Raw genomic sequence first — 24,118 nt, 5'->3', positions numbered from 1 at the left:
TACATCTCGATCGCCAAAGCTTTCGTCTCGGCACTGAACCTGGGCTGGCTGTCGGTGCAGTATCGACCGCAGGCCCGGCACACATAGCGCTGATTGCCCGGCTTGCGGCCCCGCTTGATCAGGTCGGTCCCCTCGCACGCTGGACAACGCATCCTATCCTCCCCGTCCCAAATCAAAGGAACACAGAAGAATCCAAAACGCGCCTCGGTCCCCTCGCACGCTGGACAACGCATCCTATCCTCCCCGTCCCAAATCAAAGGAACACAGAAGAATCCAAAACGCGCCTCGTGTAAACAGTCCCCCTGACAAGGGAGGGGCCGGGGGTGGGTCGGCCCATGGGGAAACGCTACGCCAGCCACGGACCTACCCACCCCCAACCCCTCCCTTTCAGGGAGGGGAGCAGCGAATATCCCTACTCGACCCAATCCAGCCCGATATCGCGGTACAGCATCCGGTCTTCTTCCCAGTTCGGCTTGACCTTCACATGCAGGTACAGATGCACCCGCACGCCGAGCAGTTCCTGCAATTCCTTGCGCGCGGTCGCGCCGATTTCCTTGATCCGCTGCCCGCCCTTGCCCAGCACGATCGCGCGCTGGGTATCGCGCGCGACATAGATTTGCTGATGGATTTCGACCGACCCGTCCTCGCGCTCCAGATAGCGTTCGGTATCGACCGCGCTGGCATAGGGCAGTTCCTCGTGCAGCTGGTGATACAGCTGCTCGCGCGTGACTTCGGCCGCCAGCATCCGGTCGGTGGCGCCGCTCACCTGATCCTCGGGGAAATGCCATGGCCCCTCGGGCATCCGCTTCGCCAGCGCCGCCTTCATTTCGCTCAAGCCGTCGCCGGTCGTCGCGCTGACGAAGAACGTCTCCTCGAACGCCGCCAGTTCGTGCAACCGCGCGGCATGATCGAGCAGGCGTGGCTTGTCGGCGATATCGACCTTGTTCAGGATCAAAATCTTCGGTTCTTTACGCTTTGCCAGCGGCTCGACGATCGCGCGGACCTTCGGCCCGATCCCGCCCTTGCCGTCGACGACCACCGCGACCGCATCGGCACCCGCCGTGCCCTCCCACGCCGCCGACACCATCGCCCGGTCCAGCCGCCGCTTCGGTTCGAAGATGCCCGGCGTATCGACCAGCAACAGCTGGGTATTCCCCTCGATCGCGATGCCCATCAACCGGGTGCGCGTCGTCTGCGCCTTGGGACTGGTGATCGCGACCTTCTGTCCGACCAGCGCATTGACCAGCGTCGACTTCCCCGCATTGGGGGCGCCAAGGACCGCGACAAGGCCGCACGACTGGGAAGAAGACGTCAAAAGCTAACCTCATTCAAATTTCGATGATGCCCTTCTTACGCGCGCCGGCGGCGCAAGCAAAGCATGTGCGCGGCGCAAGTCGGTGCTTGATCCGGCCCGGCAGGCCCGCTACCCAATAGTCCGACAAGAACATAGGAGGGGGCGAGAACCCATGCGTGACCAATCCACTGCACGCCGCACGATGCGGACCCGTGCGCGCAATTTCGTGCTCGGTACGGCATTGCTGCTGATCGCCGCGACCGCATCGGCGCAGACGCCCGCCACTCCGCAGCCCGGCGAGCCGGCGCAGATCGCGATCCGCGGCGACCAGCAGGGTCCGACCTATGACCGCCGTATCTTCACCCAGTTCGCCGAGCATCTCGGCAACGGCATCTATGGCGGCCTGTGGGTCGGTAACGACCGCAGGATCCCCAACACGCGCGGGTTCCGCAACGACGTCGTCGCCGCGCTGAAGCGCCTCGGCGTGCCGGTCATCCGCTGGCCCGGCGGCTGCTTCGCCGACGAATATCACTGGCGCGAGGGGATCGGCCCCAAGAACAAGCGCCCGGTCAAGATCAACAACCACTGGGGCGGCGTGACCGAGGATAATGCGGTCGGCACCCATGAATTCATGGACCTGACCGAACAGGTCGGTGCCGAAGCCTATATCTCGGGCAATGTCGGCAACGGTAGCCCACGCGAAATGGCCGAGTGGGTCGAATATATGACGCAGGAGGCGGGCACCCTCGCCGACGAACGCGCCAAAAATGGCCGCAAGGCGCCGTGGAAGGTACCGTATTTCGGCATCGGCAACGAGCTGTGGGGCTGCGGCGGCAATATGCGCCCCGAATATGCCGCCGACGAGACGAAGCGCTTCGCGACCTTCATCAAGTCGCCCGCCGGCAGCCGCGTTCTCAAGATCGCATCCGGCGCCAATGTCGAGGACTATAACTGGACCGACGTGATGATGCGCGAGGCGATCAACCAGATCGACGCCGTCTCGCTGCATTACTACACCGTGCCCGGCGGTGGTTGGCCGCCCAAGGCGTCCCCGACCCAGTTCGACGAATCCGCCTGGGCCGAAACGCTCGCGCGGACGTGGAAGATGGACGAGCTGATCACCAAGCATTCGCAGATGATGGACAAGTACGACCCGCAAAAGCGCGTCTGGCTGGCCGTCGACGAATGGGGCACGTGGTATGCACAGGACCCGGGCACGACGCCGGGCTTCCTGCGCCAGCAGAACACGATGCGCGACGCGCTGGTCGCCGCGATCAACCTCGACATCTTCGCCAAACATGCCGACCGCGTGAAGATGACCGCCATCGCCCAGATGGTGAACGTGTTGCAGGCGATGATTCTGACCGACGGGCCGAAGATGGTCCTGACGCCGACCTATCACGTGTTCGAAATGTACAAGCCGTTCATGGACGGCACGGTGCTGCCGATCACGGTCAACAGCCCCTATTACTCGCGCGACAAATGGGTGATGCCGGCGGTGTCGGCCTCGGCGGTGCGCGGCAAGGACGGGGTGGTCCATGTCGCCCTGTCGAACGCCGATCCGAACCGTCCGACCACCGTGTCGGCGGCGCTGACCGGGATCAACGGCGCAACCGTCACCGGCCGCGTGCTGACCGCCCCGACGATCACGGCGCACAACACGTTCGACAACCCGAACGCCGTGACCCCGACCGCCTTTACCGGCGCACAGGTCGCGAACGGCACGCTGACGGTGACGCTGCCGGCCAAGTCGGTGGTGATGCTCGACATCAAGTGAGGAACGGGGCGGCGCAGGTCGCCCCGGACCGCTCCCCTCCCCGAAACGGGAGGGGAACCACACCGATCGACGCACCGACCGCGCATTCTTCACCGAATCTGCACAGGCCATCCATTCGCGGCCGACACCGACCGGCCATAGGGTCCGGTACGAAGACCGCGAAAGGACCGTCATGCCCCGATCGATCAATCCACACCTGCTCGGCTGGGGCGGCGCGCTGTTGCTGCTCGCCATGCCCGCCCTGCTGGGCGCGCCATGGACGTCGTCCGATTACGGTTTCGCCGCGATCCTGTTCGCCCTGGCGGGCGGCGCGGTCGAACTCGGCCTGCTGGCATCGTCGAACATCGCCTATCGCTTCGGCACGATGGTGGCGGTCGTCACTGCGTTCCTGCTGACCTGGGTCAATGCGGCGGTCGGGTTTCTCGGCAACGAAGCCAATCCCGCCAATGCGTTGTTCGGCATCGTGCTGCTCGTCGCGCTCGGCGGGGCGGTCCTCGCCCGCTTCACGGCACGCGGCATGGCACAGGCGATGGCCGTCGCCGCCGTCGCGCAACTGCTGGCGGGCATCGTCGGCTGGACCCTCGGCTGGGCCTCACCGGGCGCGAACGGTGTCCGTGAAGTGGCGATCGGCACCGGCCTGTTCTGCGCGCTATGGTGCATCAGTGCGGCGTCGTTCGCCCGCGCCGCGCGTCAATCGGCCCAGAGCCGCACCGCCAGCCCCTCGATATAATCCGCCGCCCGCGCCGCCGCATCCGCGTCGTAAAGCGCGGCCAGCGCCGCCGGATCGAGCGCCTTCGCCGCATCCAGCAGCCCGCGCCACGGTGCCAGCGACCCCGGCCACTGGTGCAGCGCCACCGCCGCGCCGACCTCTGCCAGCCGGTCGGCCTTGCGCGTCTGTTCGGCGAAATACCGCCATTCGGGCGCGCAGATATAGGGGCGGCCGACCCGCGCGATCTCGTGTACGGTATTGTCGCCCGCCGACGCGATGACGACGTCGGCGGCGGCGATGTAATCGGTGACGCCCTCGACCCAGCCGCGCTCGACCAGATTGCCGAAATCGGTCTCATGCCCTTCGCGGTGGACCGGCCCGATCACCAGCCACAGGGCTTGCGGAACCGCCCGCGCGGCCATGGTCAGCGGCGCATATGGCGTCCCCGCCCCGCCGCCGCCGGTCAGCACCAGCACGACCTCTTGGGTAGGATCGATGCCTAGCTTCGCCCGTGCCTCGTCCCTGGTCGGCACGGGATCGGTCGTGGTGCACAATCCACCGGTGTAACAGGTCTTGGCCCGGCCCCAGTCGGGGAAGTCGTCCTGTTCGATCGCTTCGTCGAACGGCGCCAGCAATCCGACGCATGCCTGATACGCCCCCAGATGCCCCGGATCGGTGCGGTCGCCATGCATGCGGATCTTGATCGCCGGAACGCTGGCGATCCGCGCCATCAGCGCGATTTCCGCCGACACATCGACCACGAACAATGCCGGCGCGGCATCGTCGAGATGGTCGAGGATCGTCCGCATCGTCCGCCGCGTCGCCTCGACGCCCAGCGGCACGCAGTGCAGCACTTCGGGCGTCGGCTGGTCGAACAAGGCCCTGGTCGGCACCGGCGCACCAATCATGTTGGGCAGGGCGACGATCTCGATCGGGCGATCGAAACCGTCGAACAGGTCGGGGCGGGCGCACAGGATCGTCACCCGGCGATCGGCGGGCAACTCGCGGATGATCGCCATCGCCCGATTGGCATGGCCGCGACCCTGATGATGGATGAAGAAGGTGATCGGCCGCGTCGTCATTCGTCCCCCGGAAAAACCCGTCTTGGCCGCACGAACGCGGCGGAACCGTTTCCGGCTCCCTGCGTAGCGCCTGCACGGCAAATTATTTCGGAAACTCAACGATTTCCGACGATTCAGATGGGAATAGAACCTGCATGACGACGCATGACGGCTGGTCCGATCCGCGCCCCGGCCTGACGATCCTGCGTCGCGGCGACGCGCCGATCCGCGCGATCCAGGTCTATGGACAGCGTTGTTCGGGCACCAACGTCCTGATCCGTTCGATCGAGGCCAATCTCGGCCGCGCCGCCTTTACCGAAGGCTATGGCTTTAAACACTGGTTCGTGCCCGAACAGGTGCTGTTCCCCCGCGACGTCATGGTGCTGGCGGTGGCGCGCGACCCGGTCGACTGGGTGCGCAGCCTGCATCGCCAGCCATGGCATGCCCATCCCGAACTGAAGCAACTCGGCTTCTCCGACTTCATCCGCGCGCCGTGGCACAGCTATTGGGACAGCGAGTTCTGGGGCGTCGAGGACGATCATCCGGTGCTGGGCCGCGAGATGCTGCACGAACGCTGCCCCGACACCGGCGACCGCTTCGCCAACCCGCTGGCCAAGCGCACCGCTAAGCTGCGTCACTGGGCCGGGCTGCACGACCGGGCGCACCATGTCGCCCTGCTCGGCTATGACGCCTTCCGCGCCGACCCGGCCGGGGTGATCGGCGACCTCGCCGCTGCGACCGGCCTTGCGATGGCCGATCCCTTCATCGCGCAGGACACGTACAAGGGGCAGGGCCGGCGCAGCTTCACCCCGACCGCCTACCCACCGGTATCCGACGCCGATCTCGCCCATATCCATGCGTGGCTCGACCCGGCGGTCGAGGCCAAGTTCGGTTTTGCCATTCCGGCGCGTCAGGCGCAGGCTGCCGAGTAGAAGAGTGGTTCACGCGGAGGCGCGGAGACGCGGAGGAGTGACGTTCCGGGCAACGCCTCGCGACCGGGAGACACCTGCTCCAGTGGCAGCACAGAGAAGGTCGCTGACGCGGCAAGGTCTTGCCGTGGCGCACCCCCTCCGCGGCTCCGCGAACCCCTACCTTCTTACCCTTGCCCGCCCGACCAACACCGCCAAAGCAACCGTCAACGCCCCGGCAACCAAAGCCCAGATCGCCAGCCCCTGCCACGGCGTATACCCGAACCACTCATCGGCCACCGTCCGCAGATAGCCCGGATCGAACCGCGCCGCGAATACCGACTTCGCCAGTGCGCGCGGTTCGTCCTGCGGGGCGGTGATCTCCGCACTCGCGATCGCCATGTTCACCGTGACCGATCCGGCCAGCAGCGCGCCGACCGCCACCCGCGACCAGCGGGTCGTCCGTGCCCAGAAGGCACCGATGCCGATGCACAGGAACCCGACCGCCGGCAGCGCATGGCGTGGCCCGGTCGCGTTGCCGCCGTCCCAGTAATAATAGGAGGCGTTGATCAGGAACGGCACCACCGCCCCCGCGATCGCCAGCCAACCGAGATCGCGTGTGGCGCGATCCCGCACCAGCATCGCCAGCCCGAACGGCGCGACGATCAGGATCGGCGCGACCCACAACATGCCGCGCCGCTCGCCGAAGATCAGTTCGAACAGCACATAGGGCTTGGGATAGGTCAGCCCGAACAGCCCCTCCTGCATCCCCGCAAAGTCGGTGACCCCCGAATAGCCGAGCCGGAACACCGTCCCGAACGCCAGCAGGTTATAGCCAAGCAGCACGACCAGCGCGCTCGCCCCGGCCGCCAGCGCGACGACGGACGTCCGCATGGCGGTGGCGCGCGGCAGGTCGCGCAACCGCCACAGTGCGAAGCCGGCGACCGGCAGCCCGGCGATCAACGCCGAATGCTCGATCAGCACCGCCCAGCCAAGCGCCAGCCCGGCGACGACGGCATGGCCCCGCGATCGCGCCGGCCCGGTCCCGCGCCACACCGCCCAGCTTGCGATCAGTAGCAGCGCGGCGACCGGCGCATGGCCGAAGATCGTCGTCGACCATCCCCAGACGGTGGTACCCAGCCCGTACGCCAGCGCCGCGACCGCCCCCGCCTCGATATCGCCGGTGATCCGGCGAACGAAGTCGTAGAGCAGCATCGCCGCCAGCGCGCTCAACACCGCACAGATCGTCACCGCGACCAGCCGGATGCGGATCTTTAGGAAGCGGTTGAACGCGGCATTTTCGAAGGCGGGGATGAAGGCATCGGCGCGTTGCCCCGATATCCGGTCGGCAAGGACGACGGCGGGAATGCCGAGCACGGTCATCCCCGGTGCCTTGTCCGAATAATAATGGGTGCCGAACTGCGCCTTGTCGATCGTCAGCGGCGCGAATTCGTCGATCGTCGCGTCACCCTGTTCGACCAGCGACAGCGTGGCGAACATCCGCACGGCGTTGTTGGGATTGAACTCCCACGATCCGAACCATGCGCAGGAGAACCATACGAGGATCAGGATCAGCCATGCCACCGGATCGCGGCGGAGCGGCACGACCGGCACCGCATCGGGCCGGTCGACCCGCTCCGCCGCTCCCGTCATCCGATCAGAAGACCCGGTTGAGCAGCAGGTACAGCGACCCCGACAGCAGCACCGACACCGGCAGCGTCAGCACCCATGCCATCATAAGGTTGCGCACCGTCGACATCTGCAACCCCGACCGGTTCGCCGCCATCGTGCCGGCGACACCCGACGACAGGACATGGGTGGTCGACACCGGCAGGCCCATGCTGTCGGCACCGAAGATCGTCGCCATCGCCACCAGTTCGGCCGACGCGCCCTGCGCATAGGTCAGGTGGGTCTTGCCGATCTTTTCGCCGACAGTGACCACGATCCGCTTCCACCCGACCATCGTGCCGAGGCCGAGGGCAAAGGCGACCGCGACCTTCACCCAGAGCGGGATGAAGCGCGTACCGGCGTCGAGCGAACCGCGATAATCGGTCAGCACCTGCTGATCGCGCTCGTTCAGGCCCAGCGACTTTTCCTTGCCGATGCGCTTCACCGCTTCGGAGGCGAGGTACATGTCGTTGCGCATATTGCCGCTGACGGCGGCAGGCACCTTTGCCAGCGAACCATATTCGCGGACCTGCCGGTCGATCGTGCCGACCAGCGCGGTGACGGCGGGCACGGTTTCGGCGTCCAGCTTGCGCTCGGTGATGTAGCGCTGCGTCTGGGTGCGGGCGGCGGTATCGTCGAGGCTGACTCGTGCACCGCGCGGGCTCAGCACCTGCGTCGCGGCCGCGCTGTTGGTGACGAACTGCGCTTCATATTCGGCGGGCACCGCACGGTTGAGCGCATAAGCGGTCGGAACGGTCCCGATCAGGATCAGCATGATGAGCCCCATACCCTTCTGGCCGTCGTTCGATCCGTGGGCGAAGCTGACGCCGGTGCAGGTGAAGATCAGCAGCGCACGAATCCACATCGGCGGCGGCGTGTCGCCGACCGGTGCCTCGTACAGCTTGCGGTTGCGGATCAGCGTCTTCATCGCGAGGAACAGCAACGCGGCGACCCCGAAACCAATCAGCGGCGAAATCAGCAACGCCTTTCCGATCTCGGTCGCCTTGTCCCAATCGACGCCGGCCGATCCGCTGCGCCCCTGCAGGATCGCGTTGGCGACGCCGACGCCGATGATCGATCCGATCAGCGTGTGTGACGACGACGACGGAATGCCCAGCGCCCAGGTGGCGAGGTTCCACACGATCGCCGCGATCAGCAGCGCGAATACCATCGCAAAGCCCGAGGACGACCCGACCTGCAGAATCAGTTCGATCGGCAGCAGCGAGATGATGCCGAACGCGACCGCGCCGGTCGACAGCAGCACGCCGAGGAAATTGAAGAAGCCCGACCACACGACCGCGACATGCGCGGGCATCGAATTGGTGTAGATCACCGTCGCCACCGCATTGGCGGTATCGTGGAACCCGTTCACGAATTCGAAGCCCAGCGCGATGATCAGCGCCAGCACCAGCAGCCCGAACGGCATCAGCGTCAGCGGATCGACGCTCGCCGCCGCCGCATCGCGATACACGTTGTAGACGACATAGCCGAGTGCGGCGACGACCGCCGCGGCGAATCCAAACGTACCGGCACGACCAAAGCTGTCGTCCAGTTTCGGGCCGGGGCGTACATCCCGCTCCAGCGCTGCGCTCGTCATCGAAATTCCCCTGCCGAATGAACGAATCGCCCTACCGGCGAAGTGTGACAGTTGCACACCGCCCCCGCGTCGGCATCGCGGTCGGCGAGCGGCCCATAGCCGATGGAAGATGCTTTGGCGATATGATGCGAAAGGCTGGTCGGGGACGACCGGCCCGGCTGCCACGCCCTTTTCTCTGCTTGACGCGGATGCCCGCTTCGCCGCACCGCGCAGCCGCCATGACCAACCGCATCGATCCGCCCCGCGCCGGACGGCGCAACCGTCGCGATCTGCTCGACGAGCAGACCTGCCAGATGATCTGCCCGATCGCGGCGGCGATGGTCGGCGTCTGCCTGACCGGCATCGGCCTGCTCCACGTCACCATCACCCTGCGCGCGCGCCAGACCTTTGCCGACGACCTGTTGTCGATCGACGCGCTGATGTTCCTGATCGCCACGCTCAGCGCCTATTTCGCGCTGCGGGTACAGGGCGTGCGGCGGCTGCACTGGCTGGAACGGATCGCGGATACGGCGTTCATCATCGCGATGCTGCTGCTGACCGCCGCCTGCTTCTTCATCACCTATTCGCTAAATCGGTGAAACCCTGTCCCCTCCCTGAAAAGGGAAGGGTCGGGGGTGGGTTGGCCGGTTGCGGCGCGCTACCATTCCCTCACGCACCGACCCACCAGCCCCTCCCTTGTCAGGGAGGGGAGCAATTCCCCTCAACATTACCGATTGTTCAGCGCACGCTGAACGGCCGGCAAGAATGAAACCGCTACACGCCCCGGGATGAAGGGGATGCGAGCGATGCGCAGGTGGTTGGCGATCTTGGCGGCGGCACTGGCGGTGCCGGCGGGCGCGGCGGAGGCACCCCAGCCCGCCGGACTGTGGCTCAGCCCGCATAGCGACGTGGCGGTCCGCACCGCGCCGTGCGGCAACCGGCTGTGCGGGTGGGTGGTTTGGGCCAGCGCGACGGCGCAGGCCGATGCCCGCGCCGGCGGTACCGACCGGCTGATCGGTACCGAATTGCTAGAAGACTATACCACCGACGGGCGCGGCACGTGGTCGGGCACGGTGTTCGTCCCCGATATGGGCCGGCGCTTCTCGTCGCGGATCGAACAGCCCTCGGTCGATCGCCTGCAAATCCGGGGCTGCCTGCTCGGCGAAATGCTGTGCCGGACCCAGATGTGGACCCGGATCGCGCAGGTGCCCCGTGGCTGACCTGCGCCGCCGGATCGAACGCTATCGGACGCCGATCAGCGTCCTGATCGTCCTCGTGCTGATCGGGCTGGGTTTCGCCGCGCTGGAGCATCTGACGCAGGAAGTCCGCTTCGACGATGTCCGCGCGGCGATGCACGCGCTGTCGCCGCACCGGATCGTGCTGGCGCTGGTGGCGACGGCGGGCAGCTATCTCGCGCTGACCTTCTACGACGTGCTGGCGCTGAGCGTCATCGGCCGCCCGCTGCCGTGGCGGACCGCCGCGCTCGCCTCGTTCACCAGCTATACGCTCAGCCACAATCTTGGTCTCGCGCTGCTGACCGGCGGATCGGCGCGCTACCGTGTCTATACCACCGCCGGGCTGGACGGCCCCGACGTCGCCCGCGTCATCGCGATCGCCAGCGGTACCTTCTGGGCCGGGGTCATCAGTGTGACCGGCGTGGCGCTGCTGCTGCATCACGGTCCGCTCGACCTTGTCGGGCTGAAGCTCGGCGCGGGCGAGGTCGCGCTGGCCGGCTGGAGCATCGCGGCGGTGACGCTCGAGTCGCTCGCCGCCTGTGCGCTGATGCGCAGCCCGATCCGCCTGTTCGGCTTTTCCATCCCGCTGCCGACCCCGACGCAGCTGTTCCTTCAGATCGCCATCGCGCTGATCGACATCAGCTGCGCCAGCGCCGCGCTGTTCGTGCTGATCCCCGGCGCGACCCCGGCGCTGCTCCCCGCCTTCATCCTCGCCTATGCGCTCGGCATCGTCGCGGCGGTCATCACCCATGTTCCGGGCGGGATCGGCGTGTTCGAAGCGGTGGTGCTGGCGGTCGTCCCCGCCGGTCGGGCCAAGCTGTTCGCGGCGCTGATCGCCTATCGCGTGCTCTATTACCTCCTGCCGCTCGCGCTCGGCATCCTCGTGTTGGCATGGCATGAAGGCGCGCGGCAACGGCGGCGATCGGTCCGCTTCCTGTCGGGCGTACGCGTCGTCGCCACCGGCGTCGCCCCGCTCGCCTTGAGCGCCGCGACCTTCACCACCGGTGCGATGCTGCTGCTGTCGGGATCGCTGCCCTCGGTCCGCGCCCGCATGGGCGACTTGGCGGCAATCCTGCCGCTGCCGATGATCGAGGCAAGCAGCATCGCCGCCAGCCTGACCGGCACCGGCCTGCTGCTGCTCGCCCCCGCGCTCTATCGCCGGCTCGACGGCGCGTTCGTCGCCGCCCGCGCACTGCTGATCGTCGGTGCCCTGTTCTCGATCGGCAAGGGGCTGGATTACGAGGAAGCGACGATCTGCCTGACTGTCGCCGCGCTGCTGCAATGGACCCGCAGCGCCTTTTATCGCCGCACGACGCTGACCAGCCAGCCGATCGGTCCCGGCTGGGTCGCATCGGTCGCCGCGGTCATCGCACTGACGATCTGGGCGGGCTTCTTCGCGTATCGCCACGTCCCCTATTCGGAGAATCTGTGGTGGAAATTCGCGCTGAACAGCGATGCGCCGCGCTTCCTGCGCGCGTCGCTGGGCGTGATCGTGATGCTGGCGGGCGCGTGCATCTGGCGGTTGATGGCACCAACCGCCGCTGCCGCCCGCGCAATGCCCTCGGTTGTCGACGCCGCCAGCGTCCGTCGCATCCTGATCCAGGCCAACCGGACCGATGCGATGCTGGCGCTGACCGGCGACAAGCGTTTCCTGCTGTCCGATGCCGGCGACGCCTTCGTCATGTATCAGGTGTACGGTGCCAGCTGGATCGCGATGGGCGATCCGGTCGGCCCGCGCGATGCGTGGGGCGAACTGCTGTGGAACCTGCGCGATCTGGCCGACCGCGAACAGGGGCGGCTGCTGCTCTACGAAGTCTCTTCTCCCGTCCTCGACATCGCGATCGGCATGGGACTGAACATCGTCAAATATGGCGAGGATGCGGTGGTCGACCTGACCAGCTTCACCCTCGACACCCCCCGCCTGCGCGCGCTGCGCAAGTCCGAACGCGCCGTCGCGCGCAAGGGCGCGACGCTGCACATCGTCGGGACAAGCGAACTCGGCAGCATCATCGACGAACTCGAAAGCGTGTCCGACGAATGGCTGGCGGCCAAGGCCCAGCGCGAAAAGGGCTTCAGCCTCGGCCATTTCGACCGCGCCTATATCGGCCATTTCGACGTGGCGGTGGTGACGATCGACGACCGCATCGTCGCCTTTGCCAATCTGTGGCTGACCGCCTCGAAGAACGAAGCCTCGGTCGACCTGATGCGGCACCGGGTCGATGCGCCGCCGGGAACGATGGACTTCCTGCTGGTCGACCTGATGCTGTGGGCGCAGGCACAGGGCTATGCCCGCTTCTCGCTCGGCATGGCACCGCTGTCGGGGATCGAGGATCGCCGGCTCGCCCCCGCCTGGGCCAAGGCGGCGGCGTTCATCTTCCGCCATGGCGAACGCTTCTACGGCTTCCGCGGCCTGCGCACCTACAAGGAGAAGTTCGCGCCCGGATGGGAGCCGCGCTACATCGCCGGCCCCGGCGGCATCGGCCTGTTGCAGGCCTTACGCGACCTCTCCCGCCTGATCGGTCGCCCGCAGCCGGCCCAGTATCTGCCCCCCGCCCCGGCCCCCGCCCCCTTACCAGCGAAAGTCCACCCATGAGCCTGTCGCCCCGCACCCGCCTGCGCCGCCGGATCGGCATCGGCGCGCTTCTCGCCGGGCTGCTGGTCCTGCTCGGCCTCGCCGCACCCGCGCTGCACCTGATCGATACCCAATCGATCCGCTTCTTTCAGGGGAAGAAGCATCCCGACGTCGTCGCCGTCTATTTCTCGGGCGACATGGGGTTGCGCTTCGGCATGGGCAGCAAGGTCGTGCCCGCGCTCGCCGCGCATGGCATTCCGGTGATCGGGGTCAGCTCGCCGGTCAATTTCAGCACCACCCGCAGCCGCGAACAGGCCGATGCGATCGTCGTCAGCGCCATCCGCACCGCGCTGGCGCAGACCGGGGCGCACCGCGTGATCCTGATGGGCCAGTCGTTCGGGGCCGACATCGTCTCGGCGATCGCGCCGGACCTGCCCGCCGACCTGAGGGCGAAGGTCGCGGCGATCAACGTCGTCGTTCCGGCGCAGACCGTCTTCTTCCGCTCCGACCCGACCGGCATCCTGTATCACGGCACGCCCGATGCGCATCCGGCGGCGGCAATGCGCGCGCTGCACTGGGCACCCGTCATCTGCATCTACGGCACCGACGAAACCGAAAGCCTGTGCCCGACCCTGCGGGGCAGCGGGGCGCAGGTCGTCGGCCTGCCCGGCGGGCATTTCCTGCGCAACGACGACCAGTTGCTGGTCGCGACCATCCTCGCGACGCTGCGCACCGCCGATCCTTCGATCCTGATGTAAGGTTTCTCCCGCCCCGGCCTTGAACCGGACACTTTGTCCGCTTATTGTGCGATGCAGCGGACGACGGGGCGTTCCGCGACTCATCGGAACGACGACCCATGACCGACCAGCAGCCCGTTGCCATTGCCGCCGACGAACCTGAGTTGGCGAAGCCAACCCGCAAGAACGGCCGGGCGAAGCTCATCCTGATCGTCGTGCTCATTGTCGCGCTGGTCGCGGGCATCTGGTGGTACATCGGCTATCAGGACCACGGCAAATATCTGCAGGACACCAACGACGCGACGGTGCAGGCCGACATGGTAACCATCGCCCCGCGCGTATCGGGCTATGTCGCCGAGGTGCTGGTCGCCGAGAATCAGGACGTCCGCGCCGGCCAACCGCTGGTCCGCATCGACCCGCGTGACGCGCGCGCGCAGGCGGCGCAGGCCGAGGCGCAGATCGCCGTCGCCGGGGCACAGGCCGATACCGCCCGCGCCCAGATCAACGAACAATATGCCGCGATTGAACAGGCGCGCGCGCAACTCGCCGCCGCGCGCAGCAAGGCGGCCTATGACGCGGCCGAGGTCGCGCGCTATCGCCCGCTCGCCGCATCGGGTGCCGAAACCCGCCAGCAGCTGGCGCAACTCGAAGTCACCGCGCGCCAGTCGGCCGACAATGTCCGCGCGGCGCAGGCCGCCGTCGCCGCGCAGCAGCGCCGGGTCGGATCGCTCGACGCCCAAGTCGCGCAGGGCCGCGCACAGGGGCAGGCCGCGCGCGCTCAGCTGGCCGCCGCCAGCGTCGATGTCGGTGCCACGCAGCTGACCGCACCGATCGGCGGGCGGATCGGCGACAAGACGGTGACGATCGGCCAATATGTTCAGGCCGGTACGCGGATGATGTCGATCGTCCCGCTCGACCGCCTGTATATCACCGCCAATTTCAAGGAAACGCAGCTCGCGCTGATGCGCCCCGGTCAGCCGGTCGAGATCCATGTCGATGCGCTCGACGATGTGGTGGTGAAGGGTCGGGTCGAAAGCCTTGCCCCCGGCACCGGCGCGCAATTCTCGCTGCTGCCGCCGCAGAACGCCACCGGCAACTTCACCAAGATCACGCAGCGCGTGCCGGTTCGCGTGTCGATCGAGGCGACGCCCGCCGCCCGCCGCCTGCTGATCCCCGGCCTGTCGGTGACCGTCACCGTCGACACCCGATCGGCCCGCGATGAAATGAAGCAGCTTCGCGAGCAGGCGGGCCGCTGACATGGCCAGCGCGGCGATGACCCCGGCCGCCGCCGTGCCGCAGCGTGCCGATCTGAGCGCGTGGCTGGCAGTGATCGCCGGCAATCTCGGCGCGCTGATGGCGACGCTCGACATCTCGATCGTCAATTCGGCGCTGCCGACCATCCAGGGGGAGATCGGCGCGAGCGGGACCGAGGGGACGTGGATCGCCACCGCCTATCTGGTCGCCGAGATCGTCATCATCCCGATGGCCGGCTGGTTGCAGCGGATGCTGGGTCTGCGCACTTTCCTGCTGATCGCCGCCGGGCTGTTCACGATCTTCTCGGTCGTCTGCGGCATCGCCACTACCCTGCCGATGATGATTATCGGCCGGGTCGGGCAGGGCTTTACCGGCGGGGCGATGATCCCGACCGCGCAGACGATCATCGCCCAGCGCCTGCCGCAATCGCAGCAGCCGATCGGCATCGCCGTGTTCGGCGTGACCGCCATTCTCGGCCCGGTGCTGGGGCCGCTGGTCGGCGGCTGGCTGACCGAGAATATCAGCTGGCACTATGCCTTCTTCCTGAACATCCCGATCTGCGCGATCCTCATCACGCTGCTGCTGGTCGGGCTGCCGCACGAGAAATCGAAGCTCGAACTGTTCCGGCAGGCCGACTGGTTCGGCATCGCCGGCCTCGCGCTCGGTCTCGGTGGCCTCACCGTGTTCCTAGAGGACGGGCAGCGCGAACAATGGTTCGATTCCGAATTGATCCGCTGGATGGCGTTCATCACCGCCATCGGCTTCGGCCTGCTATTTTATGGGCAGGCGACGTCGCAGCGCCCGATCATCAAGCTGAAGCTGCTGCTCGACCGGCAATTCGGATCGGTCGCGCTGATGGGCGTGGTGCTCGGCGTCGTCCTTTACGGCACCAGCTACGCCATTCCGCAATTCCTTGCGGCGCTGGCCGATTACAACGCGTTGCAGGCGGGCAAGGTCGTGCTGCTGTCGGGCATCCCCAGCCTGATCCTGATGACGATGGTCCCGATCCTGCTCAAACGCGTCGATATCCGCATCGCGGTATCGGCCGGGCTGCTCATCATGGGCACGTCGGCGCTGCTCGACGCGAACCTGACCGCGCAATCCTCCGGCCCCGACTTCACCGTGTCGCAGCTGATGCGCGGCGTCGGACAGATCCTCGCGATGCTGTTCCTCAGCCAGGCCTGTGTCCGCTCGGTCCCGCCCGAGGATGCCGGCGATGCGTCGGGCCTGTTCAATGCGATGCGCAATCTGGGGGGCAGCTTTGCGCTGGCCGGCATCTCGATCCTGCAGGACCAGCGCATGTATTTCCATTCGCGCCGGATCGAGGAAAGCCTGAACGCCAACAGCCCGGCGGTGCAGTCCTATGTCGCCGGCCTCGGTCAGGCGGCGGGCGACCAGCGCGCCGGTCTGCGGCTCCTGTCGCAACAGATCGCGCAACAGGCGCTGACCATGACCTATAACGACATCTTCTGGATCATGGGCGTCGGCGCACTTGCCGTCCTGCCGCTGGTCCTGTTCCTGCGCCCGCTACCCACGGGTGCCGAACCGGTAACGGTGCACTGATGACCCGATCCTTCCCCCTGTCCGCCCTGTTGCTGCTCGGTGCCTGCACCGTCGGTCCGAACTATGCCGGTCCGCCGGCAACCGCATCGGACGCTAGCGGACGCAGCGGTTTCGTCCGCGCGACCGATGCGGCGCTGACGCCCGCCCCCGGCCTCGCCCGCTGGTGGGAAGGGCTGAACGACCCGCTGCTCACCCGGCTGGTCGACGATGCGCTGACCCATAGCCCGACCATCGATCTGTCCACCGCTCGCCTGCGCGAGGCGCAGGCGCGGCTGACCCAGCAGCGCGTCGGGCAACTGCCCAGCGCCAGCGCCAATGGCACCGCGATCTTTGCCGAACTGCCGCCGATCCAGCCGGATGGGGGCGGCACCAGGGCCAGCTTCTACAATCTCGGCCTCAACGCGTCGTGGGAAGCCGACCTGTTCGGCGGCGGCCGCCGCACGGTCGAACAGGCGCGGGCGACCGCCGGTGCCCGGCAGGCCGATCTTGCCGATGCGCAGGTCTCGCTGTCGGCTGCCGTCGCACAGGCCTATGTCGCGCTCCGCGACGTACAGGCCCGCATCGGCTTGAGCGACGCCAACACCCGCCTGCAACAGCGTCAGCTCGACCTGACCCGCCAGCGCTTCGCGGCCGGCACCGCGTCCCGGCTCGCGATCGAACGGCTCCAGACCCAGCTGGAAAACACGCAGGCCGACGCGATCCCGCTCGCCGCGCAGCGCGACGAATATCTGAACCAGCTGGCGGTCCTGACCGGCCGCACCCCCGGCACGCTCGATGCGACGCTGACCCCGCCCGCCCCGGTGCCGCTGCCGCCGCAACGCATCGCGGTCGGCGATCCCGCCGCGCTGATCGCCCGCCGTCCCGACATCCGCGCCGCCGAGCGCCAGCTCGCCGCCGGCACCGCCGCGATCGGTACAGCCAAGGCGCGCGAACTGCCCGGCATCCGCTTTCTCGGCCTGCTCGGCCTTGGCGGTACGTCGCCCGAAAAGATTTTCGATCTCGGCAATCTGGCGGCACTCGCCGTGCCGTCGCTCAACTGGTCGTTTCTCGATTTCGGCCGTGCCAAGGCCGCAACCCGCGTGTCGGAGGCGCAGCGCGATCAGGCCGATGCGACCTATCGTCGCACGGTGCTCGACGCGTTGCAGGATGCCGAGACCGCCCTGTCGCGGTTCGGCAATCGTCGCCGGCAACTGGGGCAGTTGGTGCAGGTGGAGGCGACCGCCGCCCGCGCCGCCGCGCTCAATCGTCAGCGGGTCACGGCCGGCACCGCGACGCTGATCGACCAGCTCGACGTCGAACGCCAGCAGGTCGCCGCCGCCAGTGCCGTCGCACAGGCGCGCGCCGGCCTGACCCAAAGCTATATCGCGGTGAACAAGGCGCTGGGGCTCGGCTGGACCGATCCGGTCAGCGCGGACGCAGCCCCGCGAACAACAGCCGCAGACCCGTCTCGATCTGCGCGCTGACTTCGTCGTCGCGCATCACCGGCAGCACCAGACTGCCGGCCATGCGCAGCGCCAGCACCAGATCGCGCGCCGTCGCGTCGTCCCGCACCTCGCCGCGCCGCTTGGCTTCGGCAAGGGCGGGGGCAAGGATCGCCTCCATCCGCACCCCCAGCGCCTGAAACGCCGCGCGGTTGGCGTCGTCCAGATGCAACTCGGCCGAAATCCGCGCGAAGAGCGAGAACGCCCCGGCCCCGGTACGGACCATCGCCGCGATCGTCTGCGCGATCGGCAGCGCCGGGTCGACCAGCGCCGCCAGCCGATCGACCGCGCGCGAAAAGATCGCCAGCGCCAGCGCCTCGCGATCGTCGAAATTGCGATACAGCGTCGCCCGCCCGACCCCGGCCGCCGCCGCGACGGTTTCCAGCGGCACGCCATAGCCCTGTTCAGCGAAACAGGTCGCCGCCGCATCGATCAGCGCGTCGCGGCGACGGGCGGCATCGCGGCGCGGTGCCCGGCCACTTGAGGAAACGGGATCGTCGCTCATCGGGTCGCCCTATCGGGATTTGCCGGCAACGTCACCGGCTTCTCTCCCCTCCCTGACAAGGGAGGGGTCGGGGGTGGGTCGGCCCGCAGGGGAACGTTACGCCCGCCCAAAGCCTACCCACCCCCAGCCCCTCCCTTGTCAGGGAGGGGAGCGACAACCCCCAACTGGCCTCCCCCCGCCAAAACCACTACACGCCCCCCGTGACCAACGCCGCTGCCCCTGCCGCGCCCGCCAGCGCCCGTGCCGAACTCGCTGCGACGTTGCGGCTGGCAGCCCCGCTCGTCGGCGCGAATCTGTTGCAGATGGCAGTCTATGCCGTCGATGTGGTGTTCGTCGCCCGGCTGGGTGCGGTCGAACTCGCCGCCGCGACTCTGGGCGTCTATCTTTATAGCGTCATCCTGTTCGCCCTGTCGGGGCTGGTCGGGGCCGCCGCGCCGATCATCGCCGCCGAACTGGGTCGTCGCCATCATGCCGTGCGCGAGGTGCGGCGCTCGTTCCGGATGGGCGCGTGGATCGCGGTGCTGGGCAGCCTGCCGTTCATGGCGCTGCTGGCGCATGGCGAAAGCCTGTTGCTGCTCGCCGGACAGGATCCGCGCGTCGCGGTGCGCGCCGATGCGTTTCTCGACATCCTGTTATGGGCGATGATCCCGGCGCTGGCGGGCAATGTCATGCGGATCACCGCCTCGGCGCTCGGCCGCGCCGGCTGGGCGATGGCGATCACCGCGCTGGGTCTCGGCGTGTCGATCCTTGCCAACTGGCTGCTGGTGTTCGGCAATCTCGGCTTTCCGGCCTGGGGGCTGGAGGGGTCGGCGGTGGCCAGTCTTAGCACTGCGATCGCGATGATGATCGCCTATGCGGTGGTGCTGGTCGCCGATCGCAGGCTGCGGCGCTTCCATCTGTTCGGCAATTGGTGGCGCGGCGAATGGACCCGCCTGCGCCAGATTTTTGTGTTGGGGCTACCGATCGCGGCGACGATGACATTCGAAGGCGCGCTGTTCTCCGCGGCCGGATTCCTGATGGGCCTGATCGGCGTGACCGAGGTCGCGGCCCATGCCATCGCGTTGCAGATCGCGGCCTTCCTGTTCCAGGTGCCGTTCGGCATCGCACAGGCGGCGACGATCCGCGTCGGCCTTGCCTATGGGGCCGGCGACCGCATCTGGATCGCGCGCGCCGGATGGTCGGCGCTGATCGTCGGCACCGGCTTCATGGGGTTCACCGCGCTGCTGCTATGGGTCGCGCCGCGCGCCTTCCTGTCGATCTATATCGAACCGCAGGCACCGGCCAATGCGGCGATGGTCGCGCTGGCGCTGCAATATCTCGCCATCGCCGCCATCTTCCAGCTGGCCGATGGTGCGCAGGCGGTCGCGGCGGGGGTCCTGCGCGGGGTTCAGGATACGCGAGTGCCGATGGTGATCGCGTTCGTCGGCTATTGGGGCGTCGGCTTCACCGCCTCGGTCGCGCTCGGCTTCTGGACCGATCTGGCCGGGATCGGGGTATGGATCGGCCTTGCGCTCGGATTGCTGGCGGTCGCGCTGCTGCTGGTCGACCGCTGGCGCCGGCGCGAACGGCTGGGGCTGGTTCGACCCGTCTGACGGGGGCCACGTATCACCTGCAAAATTGTTCCGACCCCGCTTGACGCTCGATGAACGGCTCCACATATCCGGGCGGCTGGCACTCCCGAATGGTGAGTGCCAGGAACAGTTTCGTTTTACCAATCAAAGGGAACCGCGCATGAACTTCCGTCCGCTGCATGACCGCGTGCTCGTCCGCCGCGTCGAGGCCGAGGAAAAGACGCTCGGCGGGATCATCATCCCCGACACCGCCAAGGAAAAGCCGCAGGAAGGCGAGGTCGTCGCCGCCGGCACCGGCGCACGCACCGAAACCGGCACGATCACGCCGCTCGACGTCAAGGCCGGCGACCGCATCCTGTTCGGCAAGTGGTCGGGCACCGAGGTCAAGGTCAACGGTGAAGACCTGCTCATCATGAAGGAAAGCGACATCCTCGGGATCGTCGGCTGACCTTCCGTCGCATTCGCGTGGCGAGTGTGACTTTCGTGACTTTTGAGATTTGGAAAGGGTAGCCACATGGCAGCCAAGGAAGTAAAATTCGGTCGTGACGCACGCGAACGCATCCTGCGCGGCGTCGACATCCTCGCCGACGCGGTGAAGGTCACGCTGGGGCCAAAGGGCCGCAACGTCGTGATCGACAAGTCGTTCGGTGCGCCCCGCATCACCAAGGACGGTGTGTCGGTCGCCAAGGAAATCGAACTGAAGGACAAGTTCGAGAACATGGGCGCGCAGATGGTGCGCGAAGTGGCCTCGAAGACCAACGACATCGCGGGCGACGGCACCACCACCGCCACCGTGCTGGCGCAGGCGATCGTCCGCGAAGGCATGAAGTCGGTCGCCGCCGGCATGAACCCGATGGACCTGAAGCGCGGCATCGACATCGCCGTGACCAAGGTGGTCGAGGACATCAAGGCCCGTTCGAAGCCGGTGTCGGGCACCAACGAGATCGCCCAGGTCGGCATCATCTCGGCCAATGGCGACCGTGAAGTCGGCGAGAAGATCGCCGAAGCCATGGAAAAGGTCGGCAAGGAAGGCGTCATCACCGTCGAGGAAGCCAAGGGCCTCGAATTCGAGCTGGACGTCGTCGAAGGCATGCAGTTCGACCGCGGCTATCTGTCGCCATACTTCATCACCAACCCGGAAAAGATGCAGGTCGAACTGACCGACCCGTACATCCTGATCCACGAGAAGAAGCTGTCGTCGCTGCAGGCGATGCTGCCGATCCTCGAAGCGGTGGTGCAGTCGGGCCGTCCGCTCCTCATCATCGCCGAGGACATCGAAGGCGAAGCGCTGGCGACCCTCGTCGTCAACAAGCTGCGCGGCGGCCTGAAGGTCGCAGCGGTCAAGGCTCCGGGCTTCGGCGATCGTCGCAAGGCGATGCTGGAAGACATCGCGATCCTGACCAAGGGCGAAGTCATCAGCGAAGACCTCGGCATCAAGCTCGAGACCGTGACGCTGGGCATGCTCGGCACCGCCAAACGCGTGACGATCGACAAGGACAACACCACGCTGGTCGACGGCGCCGGTGAAGCCGACGCGATCAAGGGCCGCACCGATGCGATCCGTCAGCAGATCGAAGTTACCTCGTCGGACTATGACCGTGAAAAGCTGCAGGAGCGTCTGGCGAAGCTCGCTGGTGGCGTCGCGGTCATCAAGGTCGGCGGTGCGACCGAAGTCGAGGTCAAGGAGCGCAAGGACCGCGTCGACGACGCGCTGCACGCAACCCGCGCAGCCGTCGAAGAAGGCATCGTCCCCGGTGGCGGCACCGCGCTGCTGTACGCGACCAAGGCCCTCGAAGGCGTCACCGGCGCGAACGACGACCAAACGCGCGGCGTCGACATCGTCCGCAAGTCGCTGACCTCGCTGGTGCGTCAGATCGCGCAGAATGCCGGCCATGACGGTGCGGTCGTCTCGGGCAAGCTGCTCGACCAGACCGACACGTCGTTCGGCTTCAACGCCGCGACCGACGTGTACGAGAACCTCGTCGCCGCCGGCGTGATCGACCCGACCAAGGTCGTCCGCACCGCGCTGCAGAACGCGGCCTCGGTCGCCGGCCTGCTCATCACCACCGAAGCGACCGTTTCGGAACTGCCGGACGACAAGGGCGCAGCGATGCCCGCCGGCGGTGGCATGGGCGGCATGGGCGGCATGGACTTCTGATCGAATGTGGCCTGCGCGAGCGATAGCTCGCGCAGGACTCACGTCGATCCGGCCGGCGGGTGCTCATCACCCGACCGACGGACACCGGCTTTGCCGGGGTCGGATCCAGACGCAGAAAAGGCCGGGAAGGGATACCCCTTTCCCGACCTTTTCGCGTTTTGTGCCGACATATCAAATATTAGCACCTGTCGGGTACGACGACGGCAATGACTGCCGCTCCCGCCGCTGCGATCCCCGACGACCGATCCTCGGCCGCGCATTACCCAGCGCTCGACGGTCTGCGTGGCATCGCGGCGCTGCTGGTGGTCGCCTTCCATCTGTTCGAGGCGCATGCGCGCGGCGATGTGCAGCGGCAAATCGTCAACCATGGCTATCTGGCCGTCGACTTCTTCTTCCTCCTGTCCGGCTTCGTTATCGCCCACGCCTATGACCATCGCTGGGGGAACATGTCGGTCGCCGACTTCTGGCGACGTCGCGTCATCCGGCTACAGCCGATGGTCGTGATGGGCAGCGTGATCGGCGGGGCGCTGTTCCTGTCCGGTGCATCGTCCGCGACCGAAGCCATATCCACCGCGCGCGTGATTGGCGTCCTGCTGCTGGGTGTGGCGATGATCCCGCTGGCACCCCATGCCGGTTTGCAACAGGGCGACGCACTCTACCCGCTCAACGGGGCGGCATGGTCGCTCTTCTACGAATATCTCGCTTATGCCGCCTATGCCGCGGGCGTGCGCAACGCCTCCGATCGCATATTGGCGCTGTTGGTCGGCCTGTCGGCGCTGGCGGTGGCGCACCTCGCCGTGTTCGGCCCGCGCGGCGACCTGATCGGCGGCTGGGTGTTCGATGGCTCGGGCGTGCTTGTCGGGCTGACCCGCGTCCTGTTCCCGTTCTTTGCAGGGATCCTCCTGCGCCGCCGGGGCCGCGCGCTGACCGTCCGCCACGGCTTTCCCATCGCCGCGGCGCTGCTGGTGGTCGCGCTGGCGATGCCGAGGATCGGCGGCACCAACCGGCTCTGGCTTAACGGGCTGTACGAGGCAGGCTGCGTTCTGCTGCTATTCCCGCTGATCGTCGCGCTCGGCGCAGGCAGTGGCGCAGTCGCCGGCCGGTCCGGACAGGCTGCCCGCTTGCTGGGCAACCTGTCCTACCCGCTCTATATCACCCATCATCCGATCGTGGCGCTCTACGCCGACTGGATCGAACGAAGCCACCCGCCGATCGTCGCGGGCAGCGGGATCGGACTTGTCGCGTTCGGCACCTGCGTCGCGGTCGCGCTGCTCTGTTTCCGGTTCTACGACGTTCCGGTCCGTCGCTGGCTGTCGCGTCCGTCGCGCGCCCGCCGGCGCGAGACCGGCCCTACCCCACGGGCTTCCACAACTGCGTCTGGCAGATGAAGGCGATACATCCCTGCACCTTCAGCGTGCCGTCGCCGTTGCGCGACACGATCGACTTGTAGCTCTTGCCGTTGCGCGGGTCGTAGATGCGGCCGCGCCAGTCCTTGCCGCCGTCGGTGAAGCCGCTCAGGATCGGCATCCCCAGAACCGGCCGCGAGCGGAGCGCCGGATCGCTGTTGTTGACATCGGTCTTGGGCGCATTCGGCTCGGACTTCAGGATACGGACCAGCCTGCCGCATACGGTCGCGCCGCAGCGGCCGATCTCGATCACGCCCGATCCGTCCTCGGTCACATATCGCCCGGCGATCGGTGTCGCTGCCAACGCGGGCACGGCCAGCAGCATCGCGCCGGCGACGAACGAAGCACGGATCATTTGAAGTTGTCCGCATAGGCTTGCAGCTTCAACTTACGCTCGGGTGCTGGCACGACATGAAAGTCGATCCCTTCGCGCGTGGCGTAATCGGTCGCGGCGTCGAGCGACGGAAAGCGCAGCTTGACCTGCTCGCGCGTATCGCCCGACCCTGCCCAACCGGTCAGCGGATCGGCCTGTTTCGGCTCGGCCGGCTCGAATTCGAGCATCCAGATCTGCGTCTTGGCACGACCCGACTGCATCGCGTTCTTCGGGTACTGATAGATACGGGCATTGGGCATCGACGAAACC

The 24,118-nt window shown here is 67.2% G+C and carries 22 protein-coding genes; 14 read left to right on the top strand and 8 right to left on the bottom strand.

Going from position 1 to position 24,118, the window contains the following annotated elements; genetic code table 11:
* Together ASE70_RS21060 and era are read right to left on the bottom strand one after the other, a co-directional pair.
* Positions 1 to 152 (bottom strand): IS1/IS1595 family N-terminal zinc-binding domain-containing protein (locus ASE70_RS21060; protein ID WP_443024846.1); only part of this gene is annotated, 152 nt, incomplete at its 3' end.
* 260 nt (positions 153 to 412) lie between these two features.
* Positions 413 to 1,315 carry a GTPase Era gene (gene era, locus ASE70_RS06405; RefSeq protein WP_056502631.1) on the bottom strand — a complete coding sequence of 301 codons (903 nt, stop codon included), beginning with the start codon at positions 1,313 to 1,315 and terminating at the stop codon, positions 413 to 415.
* A gap of 181 nt (positions 1,316 to 1,496) precedes the next feature.
* On the opposite strand from era, the gene ASE70_RS06400 reads away from it, so the two are divergent.
* Together ASE70_RS06400 and ASE70_RS06395 are read left to right on the top strand one after the other, a co-directional pair.
* Entirely contained in the window at positions 1,497 to 3,071 is a 1,575-nt protein-coding gene (locus tag ASE70_RS06400; RefSeq protein WP_056502628.1) for an alpha-N-arabinofuranosidase, read from the top strand.
* A 172-nt stretch (positions 3,072 to 3,243) separates the two neighbouring features.
* Positions 3,244 to 3,801, top strand: a complete 558-nt coding sequence (locus ASE70_RS06395) for a hypothetical protein (RefSeq protein WP_056001256.1) — start codon at positions 3,244 to 3,246, stop codon at positions 3,799 to 3,801.
* On the opposite strand, the gene ASE70_RS06390 is transcribed toward ASE70_RS06395, so the two are convergent.
* Positions 3,762 to 4,862, bottom strand: a complete 1,101-nt coding sequence (locus tag ASE70_RS06390; protein WP_056396320.1) for a glycosyltransferase — start codon at positions 4,860 to 4,862, stop codon at positions 3,762 to 3,764. The two genes, ASE70_RS06395 and ASE70_RS06390, sit on opposite strands and share 40 nt — an antisense overlap.
* 134 nt (positions 4,863 to 4,996) lie before the next feature.
* Between ASE70_RS06390 and ASE70_RS06385 the strand changes: the two genes are divergently transcribed.
* Positions 4,997 to 5,773, top strand: a complete 777-nt coding sequence (locus ASE70_RS06385; RefSeq protein ID WP_056502625.1) for a hypothetical protein — start codon at positions 4,997 to 4,999, stop codon at positions 5,771 to 5,773.
* A gap of 156 nt (positions 5,774 to 5,929) precedes the next feature.
* Here the strand turns inward: ASE70_RS06385 and ASE70_RS06380 are convergent, their stop codons facing one another.
* Positions 5,930 to 7,402 (bottom strand): hypothetical protein, encoded by a 1,473-nt coding sequence (locus ASE70_RS06380; protein ID WP_056502624.1) that lies wholly within the window; start codon positions 7,400 to 7,402, stop codon positions 5,930 to 5,932.
* 4 nt (positions 7,403 to 7,406) lie between these two features.
* Entirely contained in the window at positions 7,407 to 9,014 is a 1,608-nt protein-coding gene (locus ASE70_RS06375) for an inorganic phosphate transporter (protein WP_082438797.1), read from the bottom strand.
* 218 nt (positions 9,015 to 9,232) lie between these two features.
* Between ASE70_RS06375 and ASE70_RS06370 the strand changes: the two genes are divergently transcribed.
* From ASE70_RS06370 to ASE70_RS06340, 7 genes are all read left to right on the top strand, one after another.
* A complete protein-coding gene (locus tag ASE70_RS06370) occupies positions 9,233 to 9,592 on the top strand; it encodes a hypothetical protein (protein WP_056502621.1) in 360 nt (119 codons plus the stop codon).
* Between the two features lie 207 nt (positions 9,593 to 9,799).
* Complete coding sequence (locus ASE70_RS06365) at positions 9,800 to 10,213, top strand: DUF2147 domain-containing protein (protein WP_235519635.1); 414 nt, start codon at positions 9,800 to 9,802, stop codon at positions 10,211 to 10,213.
* Complete coding sequence (gene mprF, locus ASE70_RS06360; protein WP_082450804.1) at positions 10,206 to 12,821, top strand: bifunctional lysylphosphatidylglycerol flippase/synthetase MprF; 2,616 nt, start codon at positions 10,206 to 10,208, stop codon at positions 12,819 to 12,821. The genes ASE70_RS06365 and mprF overlap by 8 nt, the downstream gene beginning before the upstream one ends.
* Complete coding sequence (locus ASE70_RS06355; RefSeq protein WP_056502617.1) at positions 12,818 to 13,558, top strand: AcvB/VirJ family lysyl-phosphatidylglycerol hydrolase; 741 nt, start codon at positions 12,818 to 12,820, stop codon at positions 13,556 to 13,558. Before mprF ends, ASE70_RS06355 begins: the two co-directional genes overlap by 4 nt.
* 98 nt (positions 13,559 to 13,656) lie before the next feature.
* Complete coding sequence (locus tag ASE70_RS06350) at positions 13,657 to 14,793, top strand: HlyD family secretion protein (protein ID WP_056502615.1); 1,137 nt, start codon at positions 13,657 to 13,659, stop codon at positions 14,791 to 14,793.
* A gap of 1 nt (position 14,794) precedes the next feature.
* On the top strand, positions 14,795 to 16,354 hold the full coding sequence (locus tag ASE70_RS06345; RefSeq protein ID WP_056502611.1) for an MDR family MFS transporter: 1,560 nt from the start codon (positions 14,795 to 14,797) through the stop codon (positions 16,352 to 16,354).
* On the top strand, positions 16,354 to 17,817 hold the full coding sequence (locus ASE70_RS06340) for an efflux transporter outer membrane subunit (protein WP_056502608.1): 1,464 nt from the start codon (positions 16,354 to 16,356) through the stop codon (positions 17,815 to 17,817). The genes ASE70_RS06345 and ASE70_RS06340 overlap by 1 nt, the downstream gene beginning before the upstream one ends.
* Here ASE70_RS06340 and ASE70_RS06335 read toward each other — a convergent pair.
* Complete coding sequence (locus tag ASE70_RS06335) at positions 17,759 to 18,340, bottom strand: TetR family transcriptional regulator (protein ID WP_056502604.1); 582 nt, start codon at positions 18,338 to 18,340, stop codon at positions 17,759 to 17,761. The genes ASE70_RS06340 and ASE70_RS06335 overlap by 59 nt on opposite strands.
* Before the next feature lie 200 nt (positions 18,341 to 18,540).
* On the opposite strand from ASE70_RS06335, the gene ASE70_RS06330 reads away from it, so the two are divergent.
* The 4 genes from ASE70_RS06330 to ASE70_RS06315 all read left to right on the top strand — a co-directional run bounded on the left by ASE70_RS06330 (position 18,541) and on the right by ASE70_RS06315 (position 23,457).
* Entirely contained in the window at positions 18,541 to 19,932 is a 1,392-nt protein-coding gene (locus ASE70_RS06330; protein ID WP_235512161.1) for an MATE family efflux transporter, read from the top strand.
* 139 nt (positions 19,933 to 20,071) lie between these two features.
* On the top strand, positions 20,072 to 20,359 hold the full coding sequence (gene groES / locus ASE70_RS06325; RefSeq protein ID WP_056001221.1) for a co-chaperone GroES: 288 nt from the start codon (positions 20,072 to 20,074) through the stop codon (positions 20,357 to 20,359).
* 66 nt (positions 20,360 to 20,425) lie between these two features.
* Positions 20,426 to 22,069: a chaperonin GroEL gene (groL, locus tag ASE70_RS06320; RefSeq protein ID WP_056396342.1), complete on the top strand. Its 1,644-nt coding sequence runs from the start codon at positions 20,426 to 20,428 to the stop codon at positions 22,067 to 22,069.
* Between the two features lie 206 nt (positions 22,070 to 22,275).
* Positions 22,276 to 23,457 carry an acyltransferase family protein gene (locus ASE70_RS06315; RefSeq protein WP_082450802.1) on the top strand — a complete coding sequence of 394 codons (1,182 nt, stop codon included), beginning with the start codon at positions 22,276 to 22,278 and terminating at the stop codon, positions 23,455 to 23,457.
* On the opposite strand, the gene ASE70_RS06310 is transcribed toward ASE70_RS06315, so the two are convergent.
* Entirely contained in the window at positions 23,420 to 23,830 is a 411-nt protein-coding gene (locus ASE70_RS06310; RefSeq protein WP_056502600.1) for a DUF2147 domain-containing protein, read from the bottom strand. The two genes, ASE70_RS06315 and ASE70_RS06310, sit on opposite strands and share 38 nt — an antisense overlap.
* Positions 23,827 to 24,108 carry an ETC complex I subunit gene (locus tag ASE70_RS06305; protein ID WP_056396358.1) on the bottom strand — a complete coding sequence of 94 codons (282 nt, stop codon included), beginning with the start codon at positions 24,106 to 24,108 and terminating at the stop codon, positions 23,827 to 23,829. The genes ASE70_RS06310 and ASE70_RS06305 overlap by 4 nt, the downstream gene beginning before the upstream one ends.
* Positions 24,109 to 24,118: the final 10 nt, after the last annotated feature.

Origin of the sequence: Sphingomonas sp. Leaf22, assembly GCF_001421715.1 — a bacterium.
Lineage (GTDB): Bacteria > Pseudomonadota > Alphaproteobacteria > Sphingomonadales > Sphingomonadaceae > Sphingomonas.
Note: the sequence above shows the minus strand (reverse complement) of the source record. Positions and strands in the feature narration are given on the sequence as shown.

Bases quoted from the DNA above. Each gene is read 5' to 3' on its own strand.
- ASE70_RS06365 (WP_235519635.1), top strand. From the start codon at position 9,800: ATGCGCAGGTGGTTGGCGATCTTGGCGGCGGCACTGGCGGTGCCGGCG.
- ASE70_RS06395 (WP_056001256.1), top strand. From the start codon at position 3,244: ATGCCCCGATCGATCAATCCACACCTGCTCGGCTGGGGCGGCGCGCTG.
- ASE70_RS06375 (WP_082438797.1), bottom strand. From the start codon at position 9,014: ATGACGAGCGCAGCGCTGGAGCGGGATGTACGCCCCGGCCCGAAACTG.
- groES (WP_056001221.1), top strand. From the start codon at position 20,072: ATGAACTTCCGTCCGCTGCATGACCGCGTGCTCGTCCGCCGCGTCGAG.
- ASE70_RS06350 (WP_056502615.1), top strand. From the start codon at position 13,657: ATGACCGACCAGCAGCCCGTTGCCATTGCCGCCGACGAACCTGAGTTG.
- ASE70_RS06355 (WP_056502617.1), top strand. From the start codon at position 12,818: ATGAGCCTGTCGCCCCGCACCCGCCTGCGCCGCCGGATCGGCATCGGC.
- ASE70_RS06380 (WP_056502624.1), bottom strand. From the start codon at position 7,402: ATGACGGGAGCGGCGGAGCGGGTCGACCGGCCCGATGCGGTGCCGGTC.
- ASE70_RS06370 (WP_056502621.1), top strand. From the start codon at position 9,233: ATGACCAACCGCATCGATCCGCCCCGCGCCGGACGGCGCAACCGTCGC.
- groL (WP_056396342.1), top strand. From the start codon at position 20,426: ATGGCAGCCAAGGAAGTAAAATTCGGTCGTGACGCACGCGAACGCATC.
- ASE70_RS06390 (WP_056396320.1), bottom strand. From the start codon at position 4,862: ATGACGACGCGGCCGATCACCTTCTTCATCCATCATCAGGGTCGCGGC.
- ASE70_RS06340 (WP_056502608.1), top strand. From the start codon at position 16,354: ATGACCCGATCCTTCCCCCTGTCCGCCCTGTTGCTGCTCGGTGCCTGC.
- ASE70_RS06335 (WP_056502604.1), bottom strand. From the start codon at position 18,340: ATGAGCGACGATCCCGTTTCCTCAAGTGGCCGGGCACCGCGCCGCGAT.
- ASE70_RS06400 (WP_056502628.1), top strand. From the start codon at position 1,497: ATGCGGACCCGTGCGCGCAATTTCGTGCTCGGTACGGCATTGCTGCTG.
- ASE70_RS06385 (WP_056502625.1), top strand. From the start codon at position 4,997: ATGACGACGCATGACGGCTGGTCCGATCCGCGCCCCGGCCTGACGATC.
- ASE70_RS06315 (WP_082450802.1), top strand. From the start codon at position 22,276: ATGACTGCCGCTCCCGCCGCTGCGATCCCCGACGACCGATCCTCGGCC.
- ASE70_RS06305 (WP_056396358.1), bottom strand. From the start codon at position 24,108: ATGCCCAATGCCCGTATCTATCAGTACCCGAAGAACGCGATGCAGTCG.
- ASE70_RS06345 (WP_056502611.1), top strand. From the start codon at position 14,795: ATGGCCAGCGCGGCGATGACCCCGGCCGCCGCCGTGCCGCAGCGTGCC.
- ASE70_RS06310 (WP_056502600.1), bottom strand. From the start codon at position 23,830: ATGATCCGTGCTTCGTTCGTCGCCGGCGCGATGCTGCTGGCCGTGCCC.